26 protein-coding genes and 1 other RNA gene are annotated in these 23,988 nt (G+C 60.1%); 23 read left to right on the top strand and 4 right to left on the bottom strand.

The window, feature by feature from the left end; genetic code table 11:
- Positions 1 to 55 precede the first annotated feature (55 nt).
- From smdA to amtB, 4 genes are all read left to right on the top strand, one after another.
- A complete protein-coding gene (gene smdA / locus ACUTSC_RS10190) occupies positions 56 to 1,831 on the top strand; it encodes a multidrug efflux ABC transporter permease/ATP-binding subunit SmdA (protein WP_197766826.1) in 1,776 nt (591 codons plus the stop codon).
- Positions 1,824 to 3,602, top strand: a complete 1,779-nt coding sequence (smdB, locus tag ACUTSC_RS10185) for a multidrug efflux ABC transporter permease/ATP-binding subunit SmdB (protein WP_197766825.1) — start codon at positions 1,824 to 1,826, stop codon at positions 3,600 to 3,602. Before smdA ends, smdB begins: the two co-directional genes overlap by 8 nt.
- 278 nt (positions 3,603 to 3,880) lie before the next feature.
- Positions 3,881 to 4,219 carry a P-II family nitrogen regulator gene (glnK, locus tag ACUTSC_RS10180; RefSeq protein ID WP_004940327.1) on the top strand — a complete coding sequence of 113 codons (339 nt, stop codon included), beginning with the start codon at positions 3,881 to 3,883 and terminating at the stop codon, positions 4,217 to 4,219.
- 36 nt (positions 4,220 to 4,255) lie between these two features.
- Positions 4,256 to 5,542, top strand: a complete 1,287-nt coding sequence (gene amtB / locus ACUTSC_RS10175; protein ID WP_038876195.1) for an ammonium transporter AmtB — start codon at positions 4,256 to 4,258, stop codon at positions 5,540 to 5,542.
- A gap of 90 nt (positions 5,543 to 5,632) precedes the next feature.
- Here amtB and tesB read toward each other — a convergent pair whose 3' ends face one another.
- The gene (gene tesB, locus ACUTSC_RS10170; protein ID WP_197766824.1) at positions 5,633 to 6,496 is read right to left on the bottom strand and encodes an acyl-CoA thioesterase II; all 864 of its coding nucleotides are present in this window, start codon (positions 6,494 to 6,496) and stop codon (positions 5,633 to 5,635) included.
- A gap of 231 nt (positions 6,497 to 6,727) precedes the next feature.
- Here tesB and ACUTSC_RS10165 point away from each other — a divergent pair, with 231 nt between their 5' ends.
- Positions 6,728 to 7,219 carry a YbaY family lipoprotein gene (locus ACUTSC_RS10165; protein WP_060426627.1) on the top strand — a complete coding sequence of 164 codons (492 nt, stop codon included), beginning with the start codon at positions 6,728 to 6,730 and terminating at the stop codon, positions 7,217 to 7,219.
- Positions 7,220 to 7,283: 64 nt separating this feature from the next.
- On the opposite strand, the gene ACUTSC_RS10160 is transcribed toward ACUTSC_RS10165, so the two are convergent.
- A complete protein-coding gene (locus ACUTSC_RS10160) occupies positions 7,284 to 7,598 on the bottom strand; it encodes an MGMT family protein (RefSeq protein ID WP_033642088.1) in 315 nt (104 codons plus the stop codon).
- 156 nt (positions 7,599 to 7,754) lie between these two features.
- Between ACUTSC_RS10160 and ffs the strand changes: the two genes are divergently transcribed.
- The 16 genes from ffs (at position 7,755) to ACUTSC_RS10080 (ending at position 20,876) form a co-directional block, all read left to right on the top strand.
- Positions 7,755 to 7,851: signal recognition particle sRNA small type (ffs, locus tag ACUTSC_RS10155), an RNA gene on the top strand.
- A 368-nt stretch (positions 7,852 to 8,219) separates the two neighbouring features.
- The gene (locus ACUTSC_RS10150; RefSeq protein ID WP_197766823.1) at positions 8,220 to 9,017 is read left to right on the top strand and encodes a winged helix-turn-helix domain-containing protein; all 798 of its coding nucleotides are present in this window, start codon (positions 8,220 to 8,222) and stop codon (positions 9,015 to 9,017) included.
- Positions 9,002 to 9,496, top strand: a complete 495-nt coding sequence (locus ACUTSC_RS10145) for a FidL-like protein (RefSeq protein WP_197766822.1) — start codon at positions 9,002 to 9,004, stop codon at positions 9,494 to 9,496. The genes ACUTSC_RS10150 and ACUTSC_RS10145 overlap by 16 nt, the downstream gene beginning before the upstream one ends.
- Before the next feature lie 402 nt (positions 9,497 to 9,898).
- Positions 9,899 to 10,384, top strand: a complete 486-nt coding sequence (locus tag ACUTSC_RS10140) for a CadC family transcriptional regulator (RefSeq protein ID WP_197766821.1) — start codon at positions 9,899 to 9,901, stop codon at positions 10,382 to 10,384.
- A 30-nt stretch (positions 10,385 to 10,414) separates the two neighbouring features.
- Positions 10,415 to 10,918: a type II secretion system protein N gene (locus tag ACUTSC_RS10135; RefSeq protein ID WP_197766820.1), complete on the top strand. Its 504-nt coding sequence runs from the start codon at positions 10,415 to 10,417 to the stop codon at positions 10,916 to 10,918.
- Between the two features lie 125 nt (positions 10,919 to 11,043).
- A complete protein-coding gene (gene gspD / locus ACUTSC_RS10130; RefSeq protein WP_445653312.1) occupies positions 11,044 to 12,933 on the top strand; it encodes a type II secretion system secretin GspD in 1,890 nt (629 codons plus the stop codon).
- A complete protein-coding gene (gene gspE / locus ACUTSC_RS10125) occupies positions 12,930 to 14,426 on the top strand; it encodes a type II secretion system ATPase GspE (RefSeq protein WP_445653311.1) in 1,497 nt (498 codons plus the stop codon). The genes gspD and gspE overlap by 4 nt, the downstream gene beginning before the upstream one ends.
- Positions 14,416 to 15,627 carry a type II secretion system inner membrane protein GspF gene (gene gspF / locus ACUTSC_RS10120; RefSeq protein ID WP_445653310.1) on the top strand — a complete coding sequence of 404 codons (1,212 nt, stop codon included), beginning with the start codon at positions 14,416 to 14,418 and terminating at the stop codon, positions 15,625 to 15,627. Before gspE ends, gspF begins: the two co-directional genes overlap by 11 nt.
- Before the next feature lie 41 nt (positions 15,628 to 15,668).
- Positions 15,669 to 16,103, top strand: a complete 435-nt coding sequence (gspG, locus tag ACUTSC_RS10115; RefSeq protein WP_047730782.1) for a type II secretion system major pseudopilin GspG — start codon at positions 15,669 to 15,671, stop codon at positions 16,101 to 16,103.
- Entirely contained in the window at positions 16,100 to 16,678 is a 579-nt protein-coding gene (locus ACUTSC_RS10110) for a prepilin-type N-terminal cleavage/methylation domain-containing protein (protein ID WP_072265458.1), read from the top strand. The genes gspG and ACUTSC_RS10110 overlap by 4 nt, the downstream gene beginning before the upstream one ends.
- Positions 16,590 to 16,937 carry a type II secretion system minor pseudopilin GspI gene (gene gspI / locus ACUTSC_RS10105; RefSeq protein WP_445653309.1) on the top strand — a complete coding sequence of 116 codons (348 nt, stop codon included), beginning with the start codon at positions 16,590 to 16,592 and terminating at the stop codon, positions 16,935 to 16,937. Before ACUTSC_RS10110 ends, gspI begins: the two co-directional genes overlap by 89 nt.
- Positions 16,934 to 17,545, top strand: a complete 612-nt coding sequence (gspJ, locus tag ACUTSC_RS10100; RefSeq protein WP_060440570.1) for a type II secretion system minor pseudopilin GspJ — start codon at positions 16,934 to 16,936, stop codon at positions 17,543 to 17,545. The genes gspI and gspJ overlap by 4 nt, the downstream gene beginning before the upstream one ends.
- Complete coding sequence (gspK, locus tag ACUTSC_RS10095; RefSeq protein WP_445653308.1) at positions 17,542 to 18,447, top strand: type II secretion system minor pseudopilin GspK; 906 nt, start codon at positions 17,542 to 17,544, stop codon at positions 18,445 to 18,447. The genes gspJ and gspK overlap by 4 nt, the downstream gene beginning before the upstream one ends.
- A 3-nt stretch (positions 18,448 to 18,450) precedes the next feature.
- Positions 18,451 to 19,581, top strand: coding sequence for a type II secretion system protein GspL (gspL, locus tag ACUTSC_RS10090; RefSeq protein ID WP_445653307.1), 1,131 nt, complete (start codon positions 18,451 to 18,453; stop codon positions 19,579 to 19,581).
- Positions 19,578 to 20,024, top strand: a complete 447-nt coding sequence (gene gspM / locus ACUTSC_RS10085; RefSeq protein ID WP_197766813.1) for a type II secretion system protein GspM — start codon at positions 19,578 to 19,580, stop codon at positions 20,022 to 20,024. Before gspL ends, gspM begins: the two co-directional genes overlap by 4 nt.
- Before the next feature lie 36 nt (positions 20,025 to 20,060).
- On the top strand, positions 20,061 to 20,876 hold the full coding sequence (locus ACUTSC_RS10080) for a prepilin peptidase (RefSeq protein ID WP_445653306.1): 816 nt from the start codon (positions 20,061 to 20,063) through the stop codon (positions 20,874 to 20,876).
- Here ACUTSC_RS10080 and gspS read toward each other — a convergent pair.
- Complete coding sequence (gspS, locus tag ACUTSC_RS10075; protein ID WP_445653305.1) at positions 20,873 to 21,235, bottom strand: type II secretion system pilot lipoprotein GspS; 363 nt, start codon at positions 21,233 to 21,235, stop codon at positions 20,873 to 20,875. The genes ACUTSC_RS10080 and gspS overlap by 4 nt on opposite strands.
- Before the next feature lie 249 nt (positions 21,236 to 21,484).
- Between gspS and gbpA the strand changes: the two genes are divergently transcribed.
- Positions 21,485 to 22,912: an N-acetylglucosamine-binding protein GbpA gene (gene gbpA / locus ACUTSC_RS10070; protein ID WP_197766810.1), complete on the top strand. Its 1,428-nt coding sequence runs from the start codon at positions 21,485 to 21,487 to the stop codon at positions 22,910 to 22,912.
- Positions 22,913 to 22,964: 52 nt separating this feature from the next.
- A complete protein-coding gene (locus ACUTSC_RS10065; protein ID WP_445653304.1) occupies positions 22,965 to 23,483 on the top strand; it encodes a cytochrome b in 519 nt (172 codons plus the stop codon).
- Positions 23,484 to 23,735: 252 nt separating this feature from the next.
- On the opposite strand, the gene ACUTSC_RS10060 is transcribed toward ACUTSC_RS10065, so the two are convergent.
- On the bottom strand, positions 23,736 to 23,939 hold the full coding sequence (locus ACUTSC_RS10060) for an HHA domain-containing protein (RefSeq protein WP_004940313.1): 204 nt from the start codon (positions 23,937 to 23,939) through the stop codon (positions 23,736 to 23,738).
- Positions 23,940 to 23,988 lie beyond the last annotated feature (49 nt).

Below are 23,988 nucleotides of genomic sequence, written 5' to 3'. Positions count from 1 at the left end.
GCTCTGTTGAAGCAGAAAAAGAGACAAATCCCATAAAACCCTGGAATCAAACTGCGTGAGATTATTTGCTCAAATCGGCTGGTACTTCCGCCGGGAGTGGCGCCGCTACCTCGGGGCGGTGGTGCTGCTGATCGTCATCGCCATCCTGCAACTGCTGCCGCCTAAGCTGGTCGGCATCATCGTGGACGGCGTCACCGAAAAACAAATGTCTACCGGCGTGCTGATGGCCTGGCTCGGGCTGATGATCGGTACCGCGATCGTCGTTTACCTGCTGCGCTATGTGTGGCGGGTGTTGCTGTTCGGCGCCTCCTATCAGCTGGCGGTCGAGCTGCGCGAAAACTTTTACCGCCAGCTCAGCCGGCAAAACCCGGCGTTCTACCTGCGCCACCGCACCGGCGATCTGATGGCACGCGCCACCAACGACGTGGATCGTGTGGTCTTCGCCGCCGGCGAAGGCGTGCTGACGCTGGTAGATTCGCTGGTGATGGGGCTGGTGGTGCTGGTGGTGATGAGCACCCAAATCAGCTGGCAACTGACGGTGCTGGCGTTGATCCCGATGCCGCTGATGGCGATCGCCATCAAATATTACGGCGACCAGCTGCACCAGCGCTTTAAATCGGCGCAGGCGGCGTTTTCCAGCCTGAACGATCAGGCGCAGGAAAGCATGACCAGCATCCGCATGATCAAGGCCTTTGGGCTGGAAGATCACCAATCCAACCGCTTCGCCGAGGTGGCGGCGCAGACCGGCGCCAAGAACATGCACGTGGCGCGGGTGGATGCGCGCTTCGATCCGACCATTTATATCGCCATCGGCGCCTCTAACCTGCTGGCCATCGGCGGCGGCAGCTGGATGGTGGTGAACGGGTCGCTGACGCTCGGGCAGTTGACCAGCTTTGTGATGTATCTCGGCCTGATGATCTGGCCGATGCTGGCGCTGGCCTGGATGTTTAACATCGTCGAGCGCGGCAGCGCGGCCTACAGCCGCATCCGCAGCCTGCTCGACGAGGCGCCGGCGGTGCAGGACGGCCCGCAGGCGTTGCCGGCTGGCCGCGGCGTGCTGGACGTGGATATCCGCGCGTTCCACTACCCGGAAAACCCACATCCGGCGCTGCATGACGTGGCGCTGACGCTGAAGCCGGGGCAGATGCTGGGGCTGTGCGGGCCGACCGGCGCCGGCAAGTCGACGCTGTTGTCGCTGATCCAGCGCCAGTTCGATGTCAACGAAGGGCAGATCCGCTATCACGGCCTGCCGTTGCCGCAGGTCAAACTCGACGACTGGCGTTCGCGGCTGTCGGTGGTGAGCCAGACGCCGTTCCTGTTCTCCGATACCGTGGCGAACAACATCGCGCTGGGCCATCCGGGGGCGACGCAGGCGCAGATCGAACAGGCGGCGCGGTTGGCCAGCGTCCATGAGGACATTCTGCGGCTGCCGCAGGGCTATGACACCGAAGTGGGCGAACGCGGCGTGATGCTGTCGGGCGGGCAGAAACAGCGTATCTCCATTGCGCGCGCGCTGCTGCTGGATGCGGAGATCCTGATCCTCGACGACGCGCTGTCGGCGGTGGACGGCCGTACTGAACACCAGATCCTGCACAACCTGCGCAGCTGGGGGCAAGATCGCACGGTGATCATCAGCGCGCACCGGCTGTCGGCCTTGACCGAGGCCAGCGAGATCCTGGTGATGCAGCACGGCGGCGTTGCGCAGCGCGGCGATCCGGCGGCGCTGGCGGCGCAGCCGGGCTGGTATCGCGATATGTACCGTTATCAGCAGCTGGAAGCGGCGCTGGACGAAGCGCCGGAAAACGGCGAGGAGGCGTTGGCCGATGAATAAAGTGCAAAAGCTGTGGCCGACGCTGAAGCGGCTGCTGGCTTATGGCTCGCCGTACCGCAAACCGCTGGGGCTGGCGGTGCTGATGCTGTGGATAGCGGCGGCGGCGGAAGTCGCCGGGCCGATCCTGGTGAGCTATTTTATCGATAACTACGTCGCCAAAGGGCAACTGCCGCTGATGATCGTCGGCGGGCTGGCGGCGGCTTACATTCTGCTGGAGCTGCTGGCGGCGGCGCTGCACTACTTCCAGGCGCTGCTGTTCAACCAGGCGGCGGTGGGCGTGGTGCAGCGGCTGCGCACCGACGTGATGGACGCCGCGCTGCGCCAGCCGCTCAGCGCCTTCGATACGCAGCCGGTCGGGCAATTGATCTCGCGCGTCACCAACGACACCGAGGTGATCAAGGATCTGTACGTGATGGTGGTCTCCACGGTGCTGAAAAGCGCCGCGCTGATCGGCACCATGCTGGTGGCGATGTTCAGCCTCGACTGGCGCATGGCGCTGGTGGCGGTCTGCATCTTCCCGGCGGTGTTCGTGGTGATGGGCATCTATCAATACTACAGCACGCCGATCGTGCGACGGGTGCGCAGCTATCTGGCGGATATCAACGACGGTTTCAACGAAGTGATCAACGGCATGGGCGTGATTCAGCAGTTCCGCCAGCAGGTGCGCTTCGGCGAACGCATGAGCGCCGCCAGCCAGTCGCACTATCTGGCGCGCATGCAGACCCTGCGGCTCGACGGTTTCCTGCTGCGGCCGCTGCTCAGCCTGTTTTCGGCGCTGGTGTTGTGCGGGTTGCTGATGCTGTTCGGCTTCAGCGGCGAGGGGGTGATTGGCGTCGGCGTGCTCTACGCCTTCATCAACTACCTGGGGCGCCTGAACGAACCGCTGATCGAGCTCACGTCACAGCAGTCGATCCTGCAGCAGGCGGTAGTGGCCGGCGAACGCATTTTCGAGCTGATGGATCGCAGCCAGCAGAGTTACGGTGCCGACGATCGTCCGCTGGCCGGTGGCCGCATCGACATCACCGATCTGAGCTTCGCTTACCGCGCGGACAAAAAGGTGCTGCAGCATATTTCGCTGGCGGTGCCTTCGCGCGGCTTCGTGGCGCTGGTCGGGCATACCGGCAGCGGCAAGAGTACCTTGGCCAACCTGCTGATGGGCTATTACCCGGTCAGCGAGGGGGAAGTGCGCCTCGATGGCCGTCCGCTATCCAGCCTGTCGCACCGCACGCTGCGCCAGGGCGTGGCGATGGTGCAGCAGGATCCGGTGGTGATCGCCGATTCGGTGCTGGCCAACGTCACGTTGGGGCGCAACATCGAGGAAGACGCCGTGTGGCGGGCGCTGGAAACGGTGCAGCTGGCGGAGCTGGTGCGCGGCTTCCCGCAGGGTATTCACACCCGGCTGGGGGAACAGGGCAATAACCTGTCGGTCGGGCAGAAACAGCTGCTGGCGATGGCGCGGGTCTTGGTGCAGGCGCCGCAGATCCTGATCCTCGACGAGGCGACCGCCAATATCGACTCGGGCACCGAACAGGCGATCCAGCGCGCGCTGCGTGCGATCCGCGAGCACACCACGCTGGTGGTGATCGCCCACCGGCTGTCGACCATCGTCGATGCCGATTCCATCCTGGTGCTGCATCGCGGCCAGGCGGTAGAGCAGGGCAACCATCAGCAGCTGCTGGCGCAGCAGGGGCGCTACTACCAGATGTACCAGCTGCAGCTGGCGGGCGAGCAGCTGGCGGAAACGGTGCGCGAAGAGAGCCAACCCGCCTGAGCATGGGCCGCGATCGCGGCCCTTCTTTTTTTCCCACGCACCACAAGCAGGCAACCCGCCTGCGCCATGCCCCCTTTCTGCACTTTTTCGACGCGATGCGCACCAAATCAGTGCGCGATATTTAATCAATTCAGGGTATCGGTATGGCGCCGCGGTCTGATGGTGCCCGCGTTCCCGCTAATCCGCTGAATCGTCATGCAAAATCAAATCTGGCACAGGCCTTGCTACATATGACGCGTACCAGGGGTGAGTTTGGGTTTAATTCGTGGAGGGGCAATATGAAGCTGGTGACCGTGGTAATCAAACCGTTCAAGCTGGAGGACGTGCGCGAGGCTCTGTCCTCCGTGGGCATTCAGGGGTTGACCGTAACCGAAGTGAAGGGCTTTGGCCGCCAGAAGGGGCACGCCGAGCTGTATCGCGGCGCCGAATATAACGTCAACTTCCTGCCCAAGGTCAAAATCGACATCGCCATCGCTGACGATCAGTTGGATGAAGTGGTTGATGTGATTAGCAAAGCCGCCTACACCGGCAAAATCGGCGACGGCAAAATTTTCGTTGCCGAGTTGCAACGCGTGATCCGCATTCGCACCGGCGAAACCGACGAATCGGCACTGTAACCGCGAACTCAGCTAAGTGATGGGGATGGATTGATAATGAAAAGACTGTTATCCATGTTGGGCCTGAGTTCGGTAACCCTGGTTCCTTCTTTGGCCCTGGCCGCCCCGGCGGTCGCTGATAAGGCCGACAACGCCTTTATGATGATCTGCACTGCGTTGGTGCTGTTCATGACGCTGCCGGGCATCGCGCTGTTTTACGGCGGCCTGCTGCGCGGCAAAAACGTGCTGTCGATGCTGACGCAGGTCACCGTCACCTTCGCGCTGGTCTGCGTGCTGTGGGTGCTGTATGGCTACAGCCTGGCGTTCAGCGAGGGCAATGCGGTATTTGGCGGGTTCGAAACGGCGATGCTGAAAGGCATCGGCATCGATAGCGTCACCGGCAGCATCAGCCAGATGATCCACGTCGCCTTCCAGGCGTCCTTCGCCTGTATCACCGTCGCACTAGTGGTGGGCGGCTTCGCCGAACGCATTCGCTTCTCGGCGGTGCTGATCTTCGCGATTGTGTGGTTCACGCTGTCTTATCTGCCGATCGCGCACATGGTGTGGGGCGGCGGCTACCTGGCCACCGACGGCGCATTGGACTTCGCCGGCGGCACCGTAGTGCACATCAACGCCGCCAGCGCCGGGTTGGTCGGCGCCTACCTGATCGGCAAGCGCGCCGGCTTCGGTAAAGAGGCCTTCAAACCGCACAACCTGCCGATGGTGTTTACCGGGGCGTCCATCCTGTATATCGGCTGGTTCGGCTTTAACGCCGGCTCCGCCAGCGCGGCCAACGGCATTGCGGCCCTGGCATTCCTCAACACCGTGGTCGCCACTGCGGGCGCCATTCTCTCCTGGACCTTCGCCGAATGGGTGCTGCGCGGCAAGCCTTCGCTGCTGGGCGCCTGCTCCGGCATGATCGCCGGGTTGGTTGCGGTGACGCCGGCGGCGGGCACCGTGGGCGTGGGCGGGGCGTTGATCATCGGCCTGGTGGGCGGCGTCGCCGGCCTGTGGGGCGTAGTGACGCTGAAGAAATGGCTGAAGGTGGACGACACCTGCGACGTGTTCGGCGTGCACGGGGTGTGCGGCATCGTCGGCTGCCTGCTGACCGGCGTGTTCACCGCCTCTTCACTGGGCGGCACCGGCTACGCCGAAGGGGTGACGATGGGCCATCAGGTCTGGATCCAGCTGGTGAGCGTGCTGATCACGCTGGTGTGGTCGAGCGTCGCCGCCTTTATCGCCTTCAAGATCGCGGGCGCGATGGTGGGCCTGAGAGTGCCGGAAGAGCAGGAACGCGAGGGGCTGGACGTCAACAGCCACGGCGAGAGCGCCTACAACCAATAAGACTCGAAGCAGGGCAGTGCGCTAAAGACTAAAATAATGATGAAGCCGACAGGGGCGATGGAAACATCGCCCCTTTCTTTATGCTGCGGATCAGGCGTCGCGCTGGCGAATCACCCCTTCCTGCACGGTGGTGGCGACCAGGACGCCGTCGCGGGTGTAGATTTGGCCGCGAACAAAGCCCCGTGCGCCGGAGGCGGAGGAGCTCTCCACCGCGTACAGCAGCCAGTCATCCATGCGGAACGGGCGATGGAACCACATGGAGTGGTCAATGGTGGCCACCTGCATGCCCGGCTCGAGGAAGCCGACGCCGTGCGGCTGCAGCGCGGTCGGCAGGAAGTTAAAGTCCGACGCGTAGCCCAGCAGGTATTGGTGGATGCGTTGATCGTCCGGCATGCTGCCGTTGGCGCGGAACCAGACGTAGCGATGCGGTTCTTCCACGCTGCCTTTCAGCGGGTTGTGGAATTTCACCGGGCGCATTTCGATCGGCTTTTGGCCGATAAATTTTTCGCGCACTTTTTCCGGCAGCATATGCGCCAGCTTCTGGGCGATCTCTGATTCGGACAGCAGCCCTTCCGGCGGCGGCACGTCCGGCATCAGGTTCTGGTGCTCGAAACCCGCCTCCGGGCTCTGGAAGGAGGCGGTCATATAGAAGATAGGTTTACCGTGCTGGATGGCGCTGACGCGGCGCGCGCTGAAGCTGTTGCCGTCGCGCAGGGTTTCCACGTCGTAAACGATAGGCTTGCTGCTGTCGCCCGGGCGCAGGAAGTAGCTGTGGAAAGAATGCACGCTGCGTTCATCCGGCACCGTCTGCTTGGCGGCGTACAGCGCCTGGCCGACCACCTGCCCGCCGAACACCTGGCGCAGCCCCAAATCTTCACTCTGGCCGCGGAACAGCCCTTCTTCGATTTTCTCCAGATCCAGCAGCTCGAGGAGGTTTTGCAATGCCTGGCTCATAAAATTGTTACCTTTCTAATAATCATTTTGCGCAGTGTGCGGAATATCACGGCGCGGCGTCAACATTTTGCGTTAAAGGGCCGATGAGAATGCTCTTAATCATGGGCGCCTTGGGCTGTTTAAGTGATTAATAGTCAGGACAAAGTGGATTTATCAGTGTTTTGTGCTAAGTTTAATAGGTGCGGTGGTGAAAGCCACCAACATGTTGATAATAAAAAAGGAGACCGATCCATGAAACTCTGGCAAATCGTAGGCGGTGCCGCGGCACTGACGATCACGCTGGCAGGATGCGCGCAAAAGAGTGCTGATGTGCCTACACAGGCGGCCGGTAACCCGGCGGCTGCGCAAACGCAGATTCAGGGCCCGGCGGTGACAGGTTCGGTTAATATACGTCAGCGCATTGCGCTGCCGCCGGACGCCGTACTGACGGTCACCCTCTCTGACGCCTCGCTGGCGGATGCGCCGTCCAAAGTGATTGCACAGCGCGCGGTACGTACTGAAGGGCAACAGGCGCCGTTCAACTTTACGCTGCCGTATAACCCGTCCGACATCCAACCGAATGCGCGTATCATTCTGAGCGCGGCGGTGACGGTCAACGGGCGACTGATGTTTATTACCGACACCATCCAGGAAGTGGTTAACCGCAACGGCACCCGTGCCGATCTGCTGCTGGTTCCGGTTCAGGGTGTGCCGATTCAGGCTGCGCCAACCGCCATGCAGTAATCTTACTGCGGTACCGCAAGATGAAATTAACAGCCTTTGCGCTTCGGCCAAAGGCTGTTTTGTTTTACCAGCGCCAGCCGTAGCGATCGAAATCGACCGTGCTGTGCGGGCCGAAAATAATCCCCTCCGCCAGCAATGCCTGCCGTTGCCGTTGAAAATCCTCCCCCTGCTGCGATATCTGCCCATGGCGGTTGATCACCCGGTGCCAGGGCAGCGTGCTGCCTTCTGGCAAACGCCGCAGCACGCCGCCGACCTGACGCGCGGCGCGCGGCGAGCCGGCCAGCCGGGCGACTTCGCCGTAGGTGGTGACTTTGCCGTAAGGAATGGCGGCCACGATGTGGAATACCCGCTGGCTGAAAGAGGCGTCTTCTGGTTGCATGTTGCTGTTCCTGCACGAGTCAAAACCCAGGCGGAGAGTGTGCCACAGCGCAGGTGGGTAAGAAAACAGCGGTTGGTCCCGGTTGGCTTGCTATTTGATAGGGCATCGCCGATAATGCCCACCGCTTCGGAGTACAGAAGCCGTCAATGGGGGCCCTGTTGGTTCTCCCGCAACACTAACTTGTGAACTCGGTCAGGTCCGGAAGGAAGCAGCCGCAGCAGGTGACGTGTGTGCCGGGATGTAGCTGGCAGGGTCCCCACCCATTTGCGACCCGCAAAACGCTTTTCCCCGTTATTCTTCCTGTCGACAAGCTGCACAAGCGTCATTTCGCACGCCGCGAGTGAGCGTCTTTTCCTCTGCGCCGTTTTTGTCCTTCTCCCCCTGTGATCCCCTATAGGGTTGCCAACAGATCCGATGACGGTGAAAAAAATAGCGTTTATATCGTTATTTGTGGGGCAAATAATGGCGCAGGCATAGGGAAAATTCTTAAAGTTGCACGCCTGTTGGGATGGCGTTAGTATTGTTTATTCTCTGTGCGAAAAAACTATCCGCGCTTCGCGGCGGTCGTCGAACTCGCTGAATAAGTTTAAATAATAACCCGTGTGCGCTGTCAGGCTGAACATGATTTATATCATTGATAAAGATATTACATTTAACACTGAAAACGGTTCATTGAAGAGTATAAAGAAGGGACGGGAAGTTTTCTTATCCAGCGTTAATTCTAGAGTATTCAAATGTTTGCTTGAGCATGGCCACGAGACGGTGAGCCGGGATACGCTGTTGCAGCAGGTGTGGACCGATCACGGCCTGAGCGCCTCTTCGGCGACGTTGAATCAATATATCAGCCTGACGCGGCGGGCATTGACGTCTGTCGGTTTCAATGAACGCCTGATCGTTACCCTCTCTAAAAAGGGGTATAGACTCAATAGAATAATACCGATCGACCGACTGCGGATTGATTTACCCGATCCTCCACCGCTTGCCGATGCCCCGGTTCCCTTGGCTGTGCCGACCGTAACGTCAAAAAACGCCCACCACTATTTTTTTATTCTTCTGCGCAGCTTATCGATCGTCGTGCCATTATCTTTTCTGGCGCTGTGCTTTATCTATTACAAACATCATCGCGACAGTGAAAAGAAGCAAGTATTGTCTTACGTGGGGACGGTAAACGGCTGCCCGATCTACTATGCCGGCCATTTTTTGGAGAATCATCAGGACGACTATTTGCAGTTCTTGGTCAGGAAGGATCTTTATGGTCAGCGTTGCCGCTCCGGTGAGATTGTCATTACCAAGGTTAACCGTTCTCATAATGCCAATGAAGACAGCGGACGCCAGTTTATCGCCAAATGCACGAAGGACAGTGCGGCCGTTTTGCATAATTGTGAGAGCGAGTACATCCGGGCATGGAAAAAAAGTTAAATATTTTGTCAGCCACGCTGGTCGGCCTGTGTGTGTTGACGGGCAGCGTGGTGTATTCCCTGGTTCGCAGCCATCATGAGTTCGGTGATTTTTCCTGCGAAGCGAACGCCACGTTCAATTATTTCAATTCGCTGGACGCGCAGGCGGCACACGATGACATCCAGCTGTCGCTAAAAATAAACTACATCTTTTTGTCGGGCGATAAGGGCGTGATGATCCTGTCGGGCCTGGCCAACGACGGCGAAGAGAAGTATTTCGTCAACCGACGGGTTAACTTCAGCTATGTCTCGCAAGGCAGTTTCTATCGTTTCCACTATGGCGAGGTGAATTATTCACCGCGCGATACCTTGCCGGAAGAGGTGTATGCTTACTTTTTCAGCAATGAATCGACGTTTTATCATATTCGCAGCGTAGATAAGAATACGTTGATGTTTAGCAATGCCTACTCGCCGATGTTTTTATGCAATATTGAATCCTGATTTCATCTCATTTTTTATGTGAGTTTAAGGTGTATTTTTGTTACCCTTTATATTCTCGCTTTCTGTCTTTTTAGTACGCAACTAATAACATGGGTTATTATGTGTAAATGCCTATTTTCTTCATCATTAATCAAATTTAATGGTGATTTAGCTATTTTATAAAACCTGCTATCGTCATGTTTTTAAATGATTTAATGAATCTAAGGTGATGTGATATGACCATATTAATTTTATATTGTTTATTTTAAAGAAATAAGTTGCATGAATGTTTTCTGCATGATTAATTGAGGCCACTCTTGAAACGGCGAACCATTAATTTTCATTGAAAATGCATCTCGCCGCATGCGTGCAAAGGTGATGGCACAGAGAGCCTTTGAACTTCATTAAACTGATAGGCGAGAGATGGACATACATAACATTGCCCTGAACGAGACTCTGTTGGAAAATGAGTTGGTGATATTAAACAACAATGAAAAAACGCTGTTGTTTAAAAAAGAGAATGTGCTCATTGAGATGACCGAATTACAGCGGCGCTTCATGCTGTGCCTGTTGAGCGGTATTTATAAGAAGAACGACATTATTCGCGCTGTCTGGTTTTGCAACCATGAGACCATTAGCGACAATAACTATTATCAGATGATATTTCAATGCCGCTCTTTGCTCTCCCGCCACGGTATTCCCGGCGAGGTGATCAAGACCATTCCCCGATTTGGCGTGATGCTGAGTTTTCAGGCCTGCGAACGCGCGGCCGCTAATTTGCAGAGGGAATGCCCGTCGTCATCGGCTAATAAGCGCCGGCGAACGTGGCTGGACGCCGTGAATTATAAAGTGGCCCTGGTCATCACGCTGCTGTTTTCCGTCGCGATGGTAGTCGGTATTTCCGCTTAGCGTTGGCACCGTTAAATAACCGGGGGTGCCGTGAGCAAACGGTGGATAGACTTTTTTATGCTTCTTTTTTTTCTGGCGAATCTGGCGTTCATGCTCCAGCTGGGATGGCGAATGATGGCCGGGGATGGCGCGCCCGTTGAGCCGAGCCGTGAAAACGCGCGCGGGCCGGCGCGTCATATTGTCTTTCCTCAGGAAGATGACATCGGAAAAATTAATGACGCGCACTGGTTTGGCCGCTATCAAGCGGCGAAAGACGGCGAAAAGGCGCACGGGTATAAAGTCGGCGAATGGGCGATCGGTGCCGAGCTGCTGGCTAACGCACCGGAAGCCGCTGCGCTTGGCAAGATAGCGGGTCTGCTGTTCAGCGATAACGCCAAAAAAAGCCTGGTCATCGTCGAGCATGGCGGTAAGCAAACCGGTTATGGTGTTGGCGACCGTCTGGCCGGCAGCAATGCCGTCATCGTGCGGATAGTAAAAAATAAAATACTGCTCGATGAAAACGGCTATTACGCCACGCTGACGTTTAAAGAGTAGCCGGCGCGCCGTTTCGGCGCGGGGTGTTTATAGCATAAGGCGACATTGTGATTACGCATTTTATTTATCGTTCCGGCCCAGGCTGGAGCGCCGGCTTATGGCGCGCGTTAGCGGCGGTGGCCGTCATGATTGTACTGGGTGGCGCGGCGCGCGCGGAGCAATTCTCCGCGAGTTTCAAAGGCACGGACATTCAGGAATTTATCAATACGGTCAGTAAAAACCTGGGCAAAACCATCATTATCGATCCGGCGGTGAAAGGTAAGGTCACGGTACGCAGCTATGAACAGCTCGACGAGAAGCAGTATTACCAGTTCTTTCTCAACGTGCTGGATGTCTATGGCTATACGGTCATCGGCATGCCCAATAACGTCCTGAAGGTGATCGCCGCCAAAGAGGGAAAAAGAGCCGCGCTGGCGCAAAACGGCGGCGAGGCGATCGCCGAAGGGGATGAAGTGGTGATGCGCGTGGTACCGCTGCGCAATATCGCGGCCAAAGACGTTTCGCCGATATTGCGCCAGCTCAACGACAGCATCGGCGTGGGCAGCGTGGCGCATTACGAGCAGGGGAACGCGCTGTTAATCACCGGCCGGGCCAGCGTGGTCAACGGCCTGCTCGAGCTCGTCAGAGAGATGGATCAGGACGATGGCAATCGGGTCGAAACTCTCGCGCTGAAGCATGCGGCGGCGCCCGAGATCGCGCGCATGGTGAACGAACTGTTTCGCGAAGAGGGCAAGCGGCGCACGGCCGGCGCGAGCTCGCTGCGGCTGGTGGCGGATGAGCGGACCAACAGCGTGATGATCGCCGGGGATGACCGGAGCCGCGAGTACGCCAAAGAACTGATTGACCAGTTGGATAACAAGAGCGTCACCCAGGGCAATACCCAGGTTATCCCTCTCAAATACGCCAAGGCGCAGAGCCTGGTCGAGGTGCTGACCGGCGTGAGTGCGGGCCTGCAAAACGAGAAGGAGAGCGCCGCTGCCAACGTGGCGCTGCTGAAAAATGTGGTGATCAAGGCCGATGAGCAGACCAATGCGCTGATCATCACTGCCGCGCCGGATGTGATGCGCGATCTCGAGGCGGTGGTCGCCAAGCTCGATGTGCGCCGCGCGCAGGTGCTGGTCGAAGCGGTGATCGTCGAAGTGCAGGATGGGCAGGGGCTGAACATCGGCGTGCAGTGGGCCAACAAATACGGTGGCGGCACGCAGTTCGCCGGCTCGGCGCCCGGGGTGTCGGCGGGCTTTGAAAACGGCATGAGCGACGTGTTCGGCAAGGCCAACGGCCTGATGACTGGCTTCTACAGCGGTAACTGGGGCGTATTGCTGACCGCCATCGCCAGCAACAACCAAAACAATATCCTGGCCACGCCGAGCATCGTCACGCTGGATAACGCCGAGGCGGAATTCAGCGTCGGGCAGGATGTGCCGATCCTGACCGGTTCGCAAACCACCAATAGCGATAACGTCTTCAATACCGTGTCGCGCAAGACGGTGGGGATCAAACTCAAGGTCAAACCGCAGATCAACCAGGGCCAGTCCGTGCTGATGCAGATCGAACAGGAGGTCTCCAGCGTTGCCGACAGCGCCAGCGCTACGCCGGATTCGCTGGGGGCGACCTTCAATATCCGCACGGTTAACAACACGGTGCTGGTGGACAGCGGCGAAACCGTGGTGGTGGGCGGCCTGTTGGACAAGTCCAACTCGGAGCTGGAGAGCAGCGTGCCGATCCTGGGCAAGATCCCGCTGGTGGGGGCGCTGTTTCGCTCGACCGCCACCAAAGCGAGCAAGCGTAATTTGATGCTGTTTATCCGCCCGACCATCATTCGCAGCACCGAGGGATATGCCCGGCAGAGCCAACGCAAGTTAGGCAAGTTCGACGCCGAACAGCAGGACGATCGTGAGCTGAATGACGCACTGCGCGGCGAGATCGCCGGCGATAAGAAGGCGCTCGACAATCGGGCGTTTCTCGCCACCGTTGCAAGTATCGACGCGTTTTATTCGCGGGGAGTACGCCCGTGAAGCCCCGTTCTGCGGGGCCGCTGCTGCCTTTTTCCTGGGCGCGCCAGCATGGCGTGCTGGCCGTTGACGGGCAGCACGGTATCCAGATTTATTGTCACCCCGACACGAGCCACGCCGCATTGATGGAGGCCTACCGCTGCCTGCCCGGCGAGCCGGCGCTGGCCCGGCTGGAGGCGGAGGCTTTTGATCAACGGCTGGTGGCGCACTACCAGCAGGAAAGCGGCCAGGCGCAGAAAATGATCGACGACCTGGGCGGCGAACTGGATTTTTACGCGCTGGCCGAGGAGCTGCCGCAGCAGCAAGACCTGTTGGACGAACAGGACGATGCGCCGATTATCCGCCTGATCAACGCCTTACTGAGCGAGGCGATCAAAGAACGCGCCTCCGATATCCACATCGAAACCTACGAGAGCGAGCTGGTGATCCGCTTTCGCATCGACGGCGCGCTGCGGCGGATTTTGGCGCCGCAGCGCAAGCTGGCGGCGCTGCTGGTGTCGCGCATCAAGGTGATGTCGAAGCTGGATATCGCCGAGAAGCGCGTGCCGCAGGATGGGCGCATGGCGCTGAAGGTCGGCGGGCGAGCGATTGACGTGCGGGTGTCGGTGATGCCGGCCAGCCACGGCGAACGCGTGGTCATGCGCCTGTTGGACAAACAGGGCGTGCGGCTCGAACTGCCCAGCCTGGGCATGGCGCCGGCGCACCAGCAGGCGTTGCTGCGCCTGATCCGCCAGCCGCACGGCATCATTTTGGTCACCGGGCCGACCGGCTCCGGCAAGAGCACCACGCTCTATACCCTGCTGAGCCAGATCAACGATGAACAGCGCAACATCATGACGATCGAAGATCCCGTCGAATATGAGTTGGCCGGCATTGCGCAGACGCAGGTGAATCCCAAGGTGGACATGACCTTCGCGCGCGGGCTGCGCGCGCTGCTGCGTCAGGATCCCGACGTGGTGCTGATCGGTGAGATCCGCGACGGCGAAACGGCGCAGATCGCGGTGCAGGCCTCATTGACCGGGCATTTGGTGCTGTCGACCCTGCATACCAACACGGCGATCGGCGCCGTGACCCGGCTGCGGGACATGGGGGTCGAACCGTTCTTGCTTTCGAGTTCGCTCAGCGGCGTGTTGGCGCAGCGCCTGGTGCGCCGGCTGTGCCCGCAGTGCCGCGAGCCTTATGCGTTGTCTGACGCGCAGCGGCGCCGGCTGGGGCTGCCCCCGACGCAGGCGGTGACCTGCTGGCGCCCGTTGGGGTGCGAGGCCTGCGGCGGGCAGGGATATCACGGCCGAATCGGCTTGCACGAACTGTTGGTGCTGGATGAACCGATGTGCATGGCGATCCATCGCGGTGACGGCGAGCTGGACATCGCGAAACTGGCCGCCGAACGCTATCTGCCGCTGCGCCAGGATGGGATCGCCAAGATGCGCGCCGGGGAGACCAGTCTGGAGGAAGTGCTGCGAGTGACGCGCGAAGGGGACGGCGATGAAGTTTGATTATCGCGCCTGCGACCGTGAGGGGCGCGCCCAGCGCGGCGTGTTGGAGGCGGATTCTCTGCGCCACGCCCGCGATCGCCTGCGTGAAAAGGGGTGGCAGGTGCTGGCGGTGCAAGCGCGCAGGCGGCCCGCTTTCACCGGTGTGTTTGCCGGCCGCTGGATGAGCGGCGTGAGCAGCGGCGATGTGGCGCTGTTGACCCGGCAGCTGGCGACGCTGCTGTCCGCTGCGCTGCCGCTGGAGGAAGCGCTGATGGCGGTGGCGCGGCAAACGGAGAAAAAAGGTCTGCAGGCGGTGTTGGCTCAGGTGCGGCAGCGCATTCTGGAGGGCTTTCCGCTGGCGCAGGCGCTGGGTCAGTATCCGCAGATTTTTGACCGCCTCTATTGCGCCATGGTGGCCGCCGGTGAGATTGCCGGCCATCTGGCGCCGGTGCTGGAACGGCTGGCCGACTACGTCGAACAGCGCCAGCAAATGAAGAACAAAATCGTGCAGGCGTTGGTGTACCCGATGGTGCTGACGGCGGTGGCAATCGGCGTGGTGGCGATCCTGTTGACGGCGGTGGTGCCGAAGGTGATCGAACAGTTTGTGCATATGAAGCAGACCTTGCCGCTGTCGACCCGGATGCTGCTCGGCGCCAGCGACGGGCTGCGCCGATGGGGGGCGTTGGCGCTGATATCGGTGCTGACGGGCCTTGGCGCTTTCCGCTATCGGCTGCGGGATCCGGCGCGGCGCGTGCGCTGGCATGCGTTCATCCTGCGGTTGCCGGTGGTCGGCAAGCTGTCGCTGGCGGTGAACACGGCGCGTTACGCCAAAACGCTGAGCATTTTGAACGCCAGCGCGGTGCCGTTGCTGGAGGCGATGCGCATCAGCGCCGGCGTGTTGGGCAACGATGCCGCCCGCGAACGGCTGCTGGCGGCGATGGAACGGGTGCGGGAGGGCGAAGGATTGTCGCCGTCGCTTGAGGGCACCGCGCTGTTCTCGCCGATGATGCGGCACATGATCATGTCCGGCGAGCGCAGCGGTGAGCTGGACATGATGCTCGAACGGGCGGCGACGATGCAGCAGGAGGCCTTCGGCCGGCAAGTCACGCTGGCGCTGGGGCTGTTTGAGCCTTTATTGGTGATCGCGATGGCCGGTTCGGTGCTGTTTATCATTTTGGCCATCCTGCAGCCGATATTGCAGCTCAATAATATGGTCGGCTAATCATGCCGTTAATGGAGAGTAAAGTGAGTCATATCAGCAAGATGCGCAGGTCGCGGCAGCGAGGGTTTACGCTGCTGGAAATCATGGTGGTGATCGTCATTCTGGGGCTGTTGGCCAGCCTGACTATTCCAAGCCTGATGGGAAACAAGGAGAAGGCCGATCGGCAAAAGGCCGCCAGCGATATCGTCGCGTTGGAGAACGCGTTGGATATGTACAAGCTGGACAACGGGCGTTATCCCAGCGCGGAACAGGGGCTGGCGGCGCTGGTGACCCGGCCGGCGCTGGCGCCGATCCCGAGAAATTATCCCGAAGACGGTTATATCCGCCGGTTGCCGCAAGATCCCTGGGGGCAGGAGTATCGTCTGCGTAATCCGGGGCGTCACGGCAAGCTGGACGTGTTTTCTCTGGGGCCGGACGGCATCGCCGACACCGATGACGATATCGGCAACTGGGTGGCCGACGCCGACGCGCCATGAGGCGCATACGCGGCTTTACGCTGCTGGAGATCATGCTGGTATTGCTGCTGCTGGGGGTGACCAGCGGCCTGGTGATGCTGAGTTTTCCGGCGGATGAGAAAGCGTTGGCACGGCAGGGGGAGCGGCTGAACCATTGGTTGAATGCCCTCGCCGAGCGGGCCGAGCGCGAAGGGGTGAGTTATGGCGTGGCGTTCGGCAGCGGCGGTTGGCGCAGCGTTGCCGCTGCGGGGCAGGCGAGCCGGGAGGCATACGCCCTGCCGGACGGCATCGCGCTGTGGCTGAGCGTTGAAGGGCAAACCGTCGCGCTCGATGACGCGGCGGCGCGGCCGCCGCAGGTGTGGCTGTATCCGGGGGGCGAAACCACGGCGTTCAGCGTAGTGCTGTCGCAGGGGCGGTGCCTGTGGCGATTGCAGGCGCCCGGTTACTTCGTATTTGAAACGACGGACATTCGTTGCGATGACGCGGAAAATGAGACGCCAGCAGGGCATGACGCTGCTGGAAGTGATGGTGGCCTTGATGATCTTCGCCATCGGTTGCCTGGCGCTGATCAACAGCACCGGCGGCCAGGTGCGTAGCCTGAGCGAGATCGAAGCCAAGACCGTCGCGCTGTGGGTAGCGGACAACCAGCTGACGCTGCTGCAGCTCGAGCCGCAGCCGCCGACGCTGGCCTGGCATTCGGGCACCACGGTGATGGCCGGTGAGACCTGGCACTGGCGTTATCGTGGGCAGGAGACCAGCGACGCCGGAATGCGGGCGATCGCGATCGAAGTCAGGCGCGATCCGCAGGATCGCAACGTGCTGGCGGAGTTACAGGCTTACCGGGGGTTGCCATGAAGCGCGCTTTGCAACGCGGCTTTACGCTGGTGGAAATGCTGCTGGCCATCGCCCTGTTCGCCATGCTGTCGCTCACCGCCCTGGCGGTCTTCAGGGGCGTGCTGAAAAACGACGAAATTACCCAGCGCAAATCGACGCAGCTGACCCAGCTGCAACGGGCGCTGGCGATCGTCGAGCGCGATTTTGCTCATGCGCAGGCGCGTGCGCCGATCGGTGATAAACGCAGGCCGGCGGCGCCGGAATTCGCGGTGCTGCAGACGGCGGAGGGGGAAGACGTGGATTTTCAGCTGTTGCTGATCCGAAGCGGCTGGTCGAATCCGCAGGCCCGGCTGCCGCGTGCCACGCAGGAGCGGGTGGCCTATCGCCACCGGCAGGGGCGGCTGGAGCGCCTCAGTTACCCGAATTTGAGCAGCCCGCAGGCGACGGCGCGCAGCGTGCTGTTGCTGCCTGAGGTGACGCGGTTCCGCCTGCGTTTTTACCGGCAAGGCGAATGGTTGACGGCCTGGCGCGCCGGCGGGCTGCTGCCGCAGGCGGTGGAGATCACCGTCGAGACCCCCGCGTTGGGGGAAATACGGCGCATCATCGCGCTGCCCTCGGCGAGGCCATGATGAAAAAACAACGCGGTATGGCGCTGTTGATGGTGCTGCTGATGATGTCGCTGATGGCGATCGTGGCGGTCAATATCAATGACCACTGGCAGCGTTCGCTGGCGCGCACCCAGTCTCAGCAGGATCGGCTGAGGGCGAAATGGCTGCTGTTGGGCGGGGAGATCTACGCCCAACAGCGGTGGCGGCAGGCAGGAGAGCAGCGCAAGGCCTGGGGAGCCTCTGGGGCGGCGTTCAGTATGCGTACCGAAGAGGGGGAGGTGGTGATACGCCTGCGCCGGGTCGATGCCTGTTTCAACGTAAACGCCCTGATCCGCGCCGCCGGCCCAACGGAGGTCGGAGATAGCGAGGGGGCCCCCCCCAATAAAGAGAGGCGGATATTCATGCTGTTACTGAACAACCTGGGGATCGCCGACGCGCAGGCGGGCGCGATTGCTGATGCGATCGTCGCCCGGGCTTATGGCGAAGGGTACCTGATGGGGGATATCAGCGAACTGCGGGAGCTGGCCGGTATCGATCGTGAGCTATACCTGCGCCTCGCGCCGCAGCTTTGTGCGGAGCCGGATGCTGAATTGCAGATCAACCCGGACGCCGTGGATGAGGCTCGGTTGCCGCTGCTGCGGGCGATGCTGATGAACGCCCTGAGCGGTGAACGGCTGCGGGCGTTGCTGGCGGCTCGCCCGCCGCAGGGGTGGCAGACGCTGATGTTTTTGTCGCAGGAAAAAGCGCTGCAAGACTTGGGTGACGACGATGTCGGCGAGCGATTGAAGTTCGACGACAGCCGCTGGATTGCGCAGCTGCAGCTGACGCTGAACGACGGGCGCTATCGGCTCGTCAGCGCGTGGCAACCGGACCAGTCAGGCGTCACGGTCAGCGGGCGCCAGTTCGACAGAGGGGAGGGGTAAAGGGTGGCGAACACAATCCTGCTTATCGCGCTGAGCGAGGGCTCGATGGCCGATGTGCGCTGGGGCCACGTCGGCGAGACGCGCTGCCGCTTTGGCGCTCGCCTCGATCTGACCGACGGCGGCGGCGAGTTGGCGGCCATGGCGCAGGGCAGCCGGGTCGTGGTACTGGTGCCTGCCCGTCATGTGGTGCTGAGACAAACGACATTCCAGGGCAAGGCCCGGCAGGCGACGCCGCTGGCGCTGGCCTACGCCCACGAGGCCGGGTTGTTGACCGATACCGATCGGATGCACTGGGCGGTGCTGGGGAAGGCGCAGTGTGACTTCACCCTCGCCGGCGTCGCGCTGGCGCAGATGCAGGGCTGGGTCGAGCGCCTAAGCGCCTGCGGCATTCGCGCCGATAAAATGCTGCCCGACGTGCTGGCATTGCCGCTGCCGGGCCAATGCAGCGCGCTGCGCTGGCGCGATTGCTGGCTGATCCGAACGGGGAGTGGGCAGAGCATGTCGCTGCCCAATGCCTGGCGGGATTGCACTCCGCTGCCGACGCCTGATTGGTGTTTGCACTGCGGCGGGGAGATTCCGGCGGGCTGGGAAGCGGCGCGCATTGACGAGGATCCGCTCTGGCGACTGGCGGAAGAGGCCTGGAGTAGCCCCGCCACGCTGCTGCAGGGGCGTTTCAAACCGAGCGTACGCTGGCCGCGTCGCCTGCCCGACAAGACCGTCTGCGCGCTGCTGTTGCTCAGCGGTTCGCTGCTGGTGGGCGGTTTGCATCACCAACAGATGGCCCGGCAGAACGAGAGCCGGATAGCGGTACTGTCTCAGCGCCTGCTGCCTGGCCAGACCGCGCCGGCGTTTGCGGAACAGGCGGCGAAAGTGCAGGTGCGGCGTATGCAAGACGCCCTGAATGCGCCGCAGCTGTTCAGGCTGCTGCCCTACGCGGCCGGGGCACTGGCTTTATGGGCGCCTCCGCAGCTGCAGGCGCTGGCTTTCGACGCTGCCGACGATCGTCTGGTGGTGACGGTGAACAGAAACGACGTGCCGCTGCCGGCACCGGTTAACGACGGCGAGGTCAGCATGGCGTTCAGCGAAGGCGGCGCACCCAACCAGGCGGTCCTGACGGTGAGAGGTGAGCGATGAATATCGGGTGGCACGATAAGGCGTTGCGGCGGGCGGTGTTGTTAAGCCTGTTGTTGTTGGTAGCCTGCGGCTACTGCCTGTATCAGTTTTCACAGGCGCAGAAAAGCGCACAACGGCTGGAGAGCCTGCAGGGGCAGGCACGCGTCATCCAGCAACTGCAGGCTCGCTTGCCGCCGGGTGCCGCTGCGCGTGAGCAACTGCCGGAGAGGCTGCGGCAGAGCGCGCAGGCGTACCGCATTCCCATCGCCGACCTGACGGAAAGTGACGCGGAGATGCGGGTGAGGCTGCCGCCCGTGCCGTTCGAAAGCCTGCTGTCGTGGCTGGCCGCCCTGCAGCGCGAACACGGTATCCGCGTGCTCGCGCTCACCGTGGAGCGCGCGGGGCAGGCGCCGGGCGTAGTGCAGGTCAGCCGGCTGCAGGTAACGACGCAGCCGTCGATGTAACCCACGCTAACGAATCATCAGGGATCAGAAAAAATCATGCTATTCGCCCTAAACGCGGCGGCGGATGAACACTGGCTGTTATTTAGCGCCGTGTTGAGTCTGTGCGTCGGCAGTTTTATTAACGTGGTCGTTTATCGGCTGCCTATCATGCTTGAGCGTGGAAGAGAAACGACGCAGGCCGAGCGATTTGATCTCGTTTGGCCGCGTTCATTTTGCCCGTCATGCACAAAACAATTATCGGCGTTCGATAATATTCCGTTATTAAGTTGGCTGCTGTTGCGTGGCCGCTGTCGTTATTGCCGCAGCCCTATTTCCGTGCGTTATCCACTGGTGGAGTTATTTCTGATGCTGATGGGAATCATGCTGGCCTGGCGTCTCGGCATCGGGCTGGATTGGTTTTTCATGCTGGCGTTTGTCGCGTTGTTGCTGGCGCTGGCGGCGATTGACAGCGAGCGCCAACTCCTGCCGGATTGCCTGACGCTGTCGCTGTTGTGGGGCGGGTTGCTGTGGCATTGCCAGGCGCACCCGGCCTTTTTACCGACGGCGGTTGTCGGCGCGATGGCGGGCTATCTGGCGCTGTGGCTGCTGTATTGGGCATTTCGTCTGGCGACCGGCCGCGAGGGGCTGGGATACGGTGATTTCAAACTGCTGGCTGCGCTCGGTGCCTGGGGCGGCTATGCCGCCTTGCCGTCGATCCTGCTGTTCGCCTCCGCCGGCAGCCTGCTGTGGCTGCTGCTGCGCGTATGGCGCGGCGGTGATGCAACACAGCCCCTGCCTTTCGGGCCGGGGCTGGCGACGGCGGGCGCAGGCGCGGTGGCCTGCCAGTGGTTTGCGCTGCCGCTGGGGGGCTAACGGAGCTGGGCTAAAAAGGGTGCCAGCGACCGATTGAATCCGCTGCACTTCTCCTGCAGCGGCGTGGCGTCGGTCGCCAGCTGCGCGGCGACGTGTTTGCCTGCAGCAAGCAACTGGGCGCGATTGAGCGCCGGCGCCCATCCTTTCTTCTCTGCCTCCTGCAGCGCCGCCGCCGCGAGCTTATCGTCGACCGGGATGTCGGCGCGACTGCAACGCTCTCTCAAGAACAAGCCGGCGCCGACCAGCGACGACAGCTGGTCGCGTTGGGCGGCGGCGTCAGGGATCGATTTGGCGGCGTGTTGGCAGCCGGAGAGCAGCAGGGAGGCCAAGGCCGCTGCGGCGATATTTTTCAATGTCACGTTATTCTCTCTGTGGAATAGGAACGGTGCGTTTATTTCTTTCGCTGCACGGCGGCGTCGCGATTCCGGATTATTTTAAACGTTTGTCATGCCATTTAATATCCTGGGCGTATTAGGTTTTATTATTTTAATGCATTCTAAGTGCCGGACGTTCAGGGATTCTACTTATTATTCCTCTCGCGGTATTACCGCATCTCTTTGAGTTTCTTCTCACTCAGTTGGAATCCAATAAATTTAACTGGAGTCGTAATGAAATTATCCAAAATTGCCCTGATGATGGCAACGCTTGCTGCCTCGTCGGCCGCCTGGTCGCATGGGTATATCGAAGTTCCCGAAAGCCGCGCCTACAAGTGCAAGCTGGGCAGCAACACCGACTGCGGTCGGGCGCAGTGGGAACCGCAGAGCGTTGAGCAGACCTCCGGCTTCCCTGGCGGCGCTACGCCGCTCGACGGTCAGTTGGCCAGCGGCGGGGTGGGCGGCTTCGAGCCGTTGGATCGCCAGGGCGTCAACGTCTGGGCGTTGAACACCATGAAGCCGGGGCCGCAGACGTTCACCTGGTTCCACACCGCCAAGCACAAAACCAATAACTGGCGTTACTACATCACCAAACAAGACTGGGACGTGAACAAGCCGCTGTCGCGCGAGGCTTTTGAAAAAGAACCGTTCTGCGAGGTTGATGGCCATGCTCAGGCGCCAAAAGATCGCGAAGTGCACCAGTGCGTGGTGCCGGAGAGAACCGGCTATCAGGTGATTTACGGCGTGTGGGAAATCAATGACACGGTGAACAGTTTCTATCAAGTGGTTGACGTCAACTTCGAGGACGACGGCGTCGTATCCGAATGGCGCAAGCAGCTGCAAGGTTCCCTCACCGGTAAAAACCTGCAGGTTGGCGACAAAGCGATCGCTCGCTTCTTCGACGCAAACGGCGAAGTGCTGGCGATGAAAACCGAGCTGGCGATCGACAGCGAGGCGCTGACCGACAAAAACCGCTGGAGCCACGCACTGGCTACCAAGATCAACGCCGAACAGAAAGCGGTGCGCGCCGGGGTGAAAGACGGCAAAGGCAACGTCAACCCGGTATTCGGCAATAACGCGGTCTTCGCCAGGCAGGGCAGCACGATGAAGAGCGTGGTGATCTCCTATGAGGAAGAAACGCCGGCCATTACCGAAGAGATCCGCATCGGCAATCTGTCCAGCACCAAGATCAAGGACGGCAAAGCCCAGCTGACCTTCAATGCCGAGGTCAAAGGCAAGCTGACGGTGGAAGCGCGCGTTTACGATCACGGCCAGACGGAGAAAGGCTATGTGAAAGAGACGCTGGAAGACGCCAGCCAGCCGCTGACCATCGCGCTGACCAACGTCAGCGAAGGCCACCACATGCTGAAAGTGATCGCCAGCAACGACAACGGGCAGAGCATTCAGCCTGATATCGAAAACTTCAACCTGGAAGCAGACTCCACCGGCGGTGGCGGCAACGGCGACTACAACTTCGTCTTCCCGAACGAGCTGAACAAATACGCCGCCGGCACCACGGTGCTGCAGCCGAAGAACGGCAAGGTGTATCAGTGCAAACCTTTCCCTTACAGCGGGTACTGCATGCAGTGGAACAGCGGCGCGACTCATTATGAGCCGGGCGTGGGATCCAACTGGCAGGATGCCTGGATCCTGAAAAAGTAAGCGTAAATCGGATAGCCAAGCGGCCAGCGATGGCCGCTTTTCAAGGAGTTTTATGTCACACGAACCTGCCCGTTACGATCTTTTCAGTCGGTTACTGCATTGGGGCATTGCCGCGGTCATGATCTACGTAATGATCGTCGGTTATTCACTGCATTTTATGACGGATGCGCGCATCTTCGCTTTTTTCTCCGTGACCAATATGTCGTTGGCTTTGGTGCTGACACCGCTGATGGCGGCGCGCTTTATCTGGCGCTTTTTCCGCCCGAAGGTGCCCTATGGCGATATGTTGCAAGGGCACCAGAAGGGATTGGTGCATTTGCTGCACGAAATATTCTACCTGCTGATTTTCGTGGTGCTGCTCAGCGGATTCCTCATGCTGGAGCATGGCTTTGCCGTTTTCGGCGCGATTGACTTCCCGCGCCCGATTGCAAATCTCGACGTCAACCGCTTCTTTTTCGCCGTGCACCGTTATTCGTGTATCGCGCTGTCGGCCATGATCGTGCTGCACGTCGCGGCGGTGATTAAACACCACTGTTTTGCTCGGCAGGCGATTTTGCGCCGCATGCTCTGATTTTACGGGGCGATCACGCCGCCCGGCGAGGCAATGCGGCGGCGTGGCCGTTACGCCTGTGGCCGTTAAGCAGGGGCGGGAGTCATCACGCGTTAATCGCGTTATACCCCGAACAGGAACAGAGAAGTGTTTCTATTTATTATTAACGATAGAGATGAACGTAATTAACATTTCGTTGTCAATAGGAAAAATACGTATTCAATGTGGACATTGAAGCCGATAAAAGCATCGGCTCAACGCGTCGGGGGCTGATTATCTGACATATTTCCAAACGGAGGTGGGGATTTTGTCATACAGTTTGTTCATGGTGAGCTCGGCCAGACGGTGATCGGCCGCTGAGTAAAACAGCTCCAGTTCATCATCGGAAAGCTCGTACTTATTTTTCTCAATAACACGTTCGAGAGTATCAATCGTGGTGCATTTACGTAAACGCATCAGATAGTCGGTTTTAGTCATGGTGGCCTTTAGTTTAATAACCGTAAAATAGCTCGGGAATAATTATCCC

Source organism: Serratia sp. TSA_105.2, assembly GCF_052692115.1.
The sequence above is the reverse complement of the archived record's forward strand: the minus strand, read 5'-3'. Positions and strand labels throughout refer to the sequence as shown.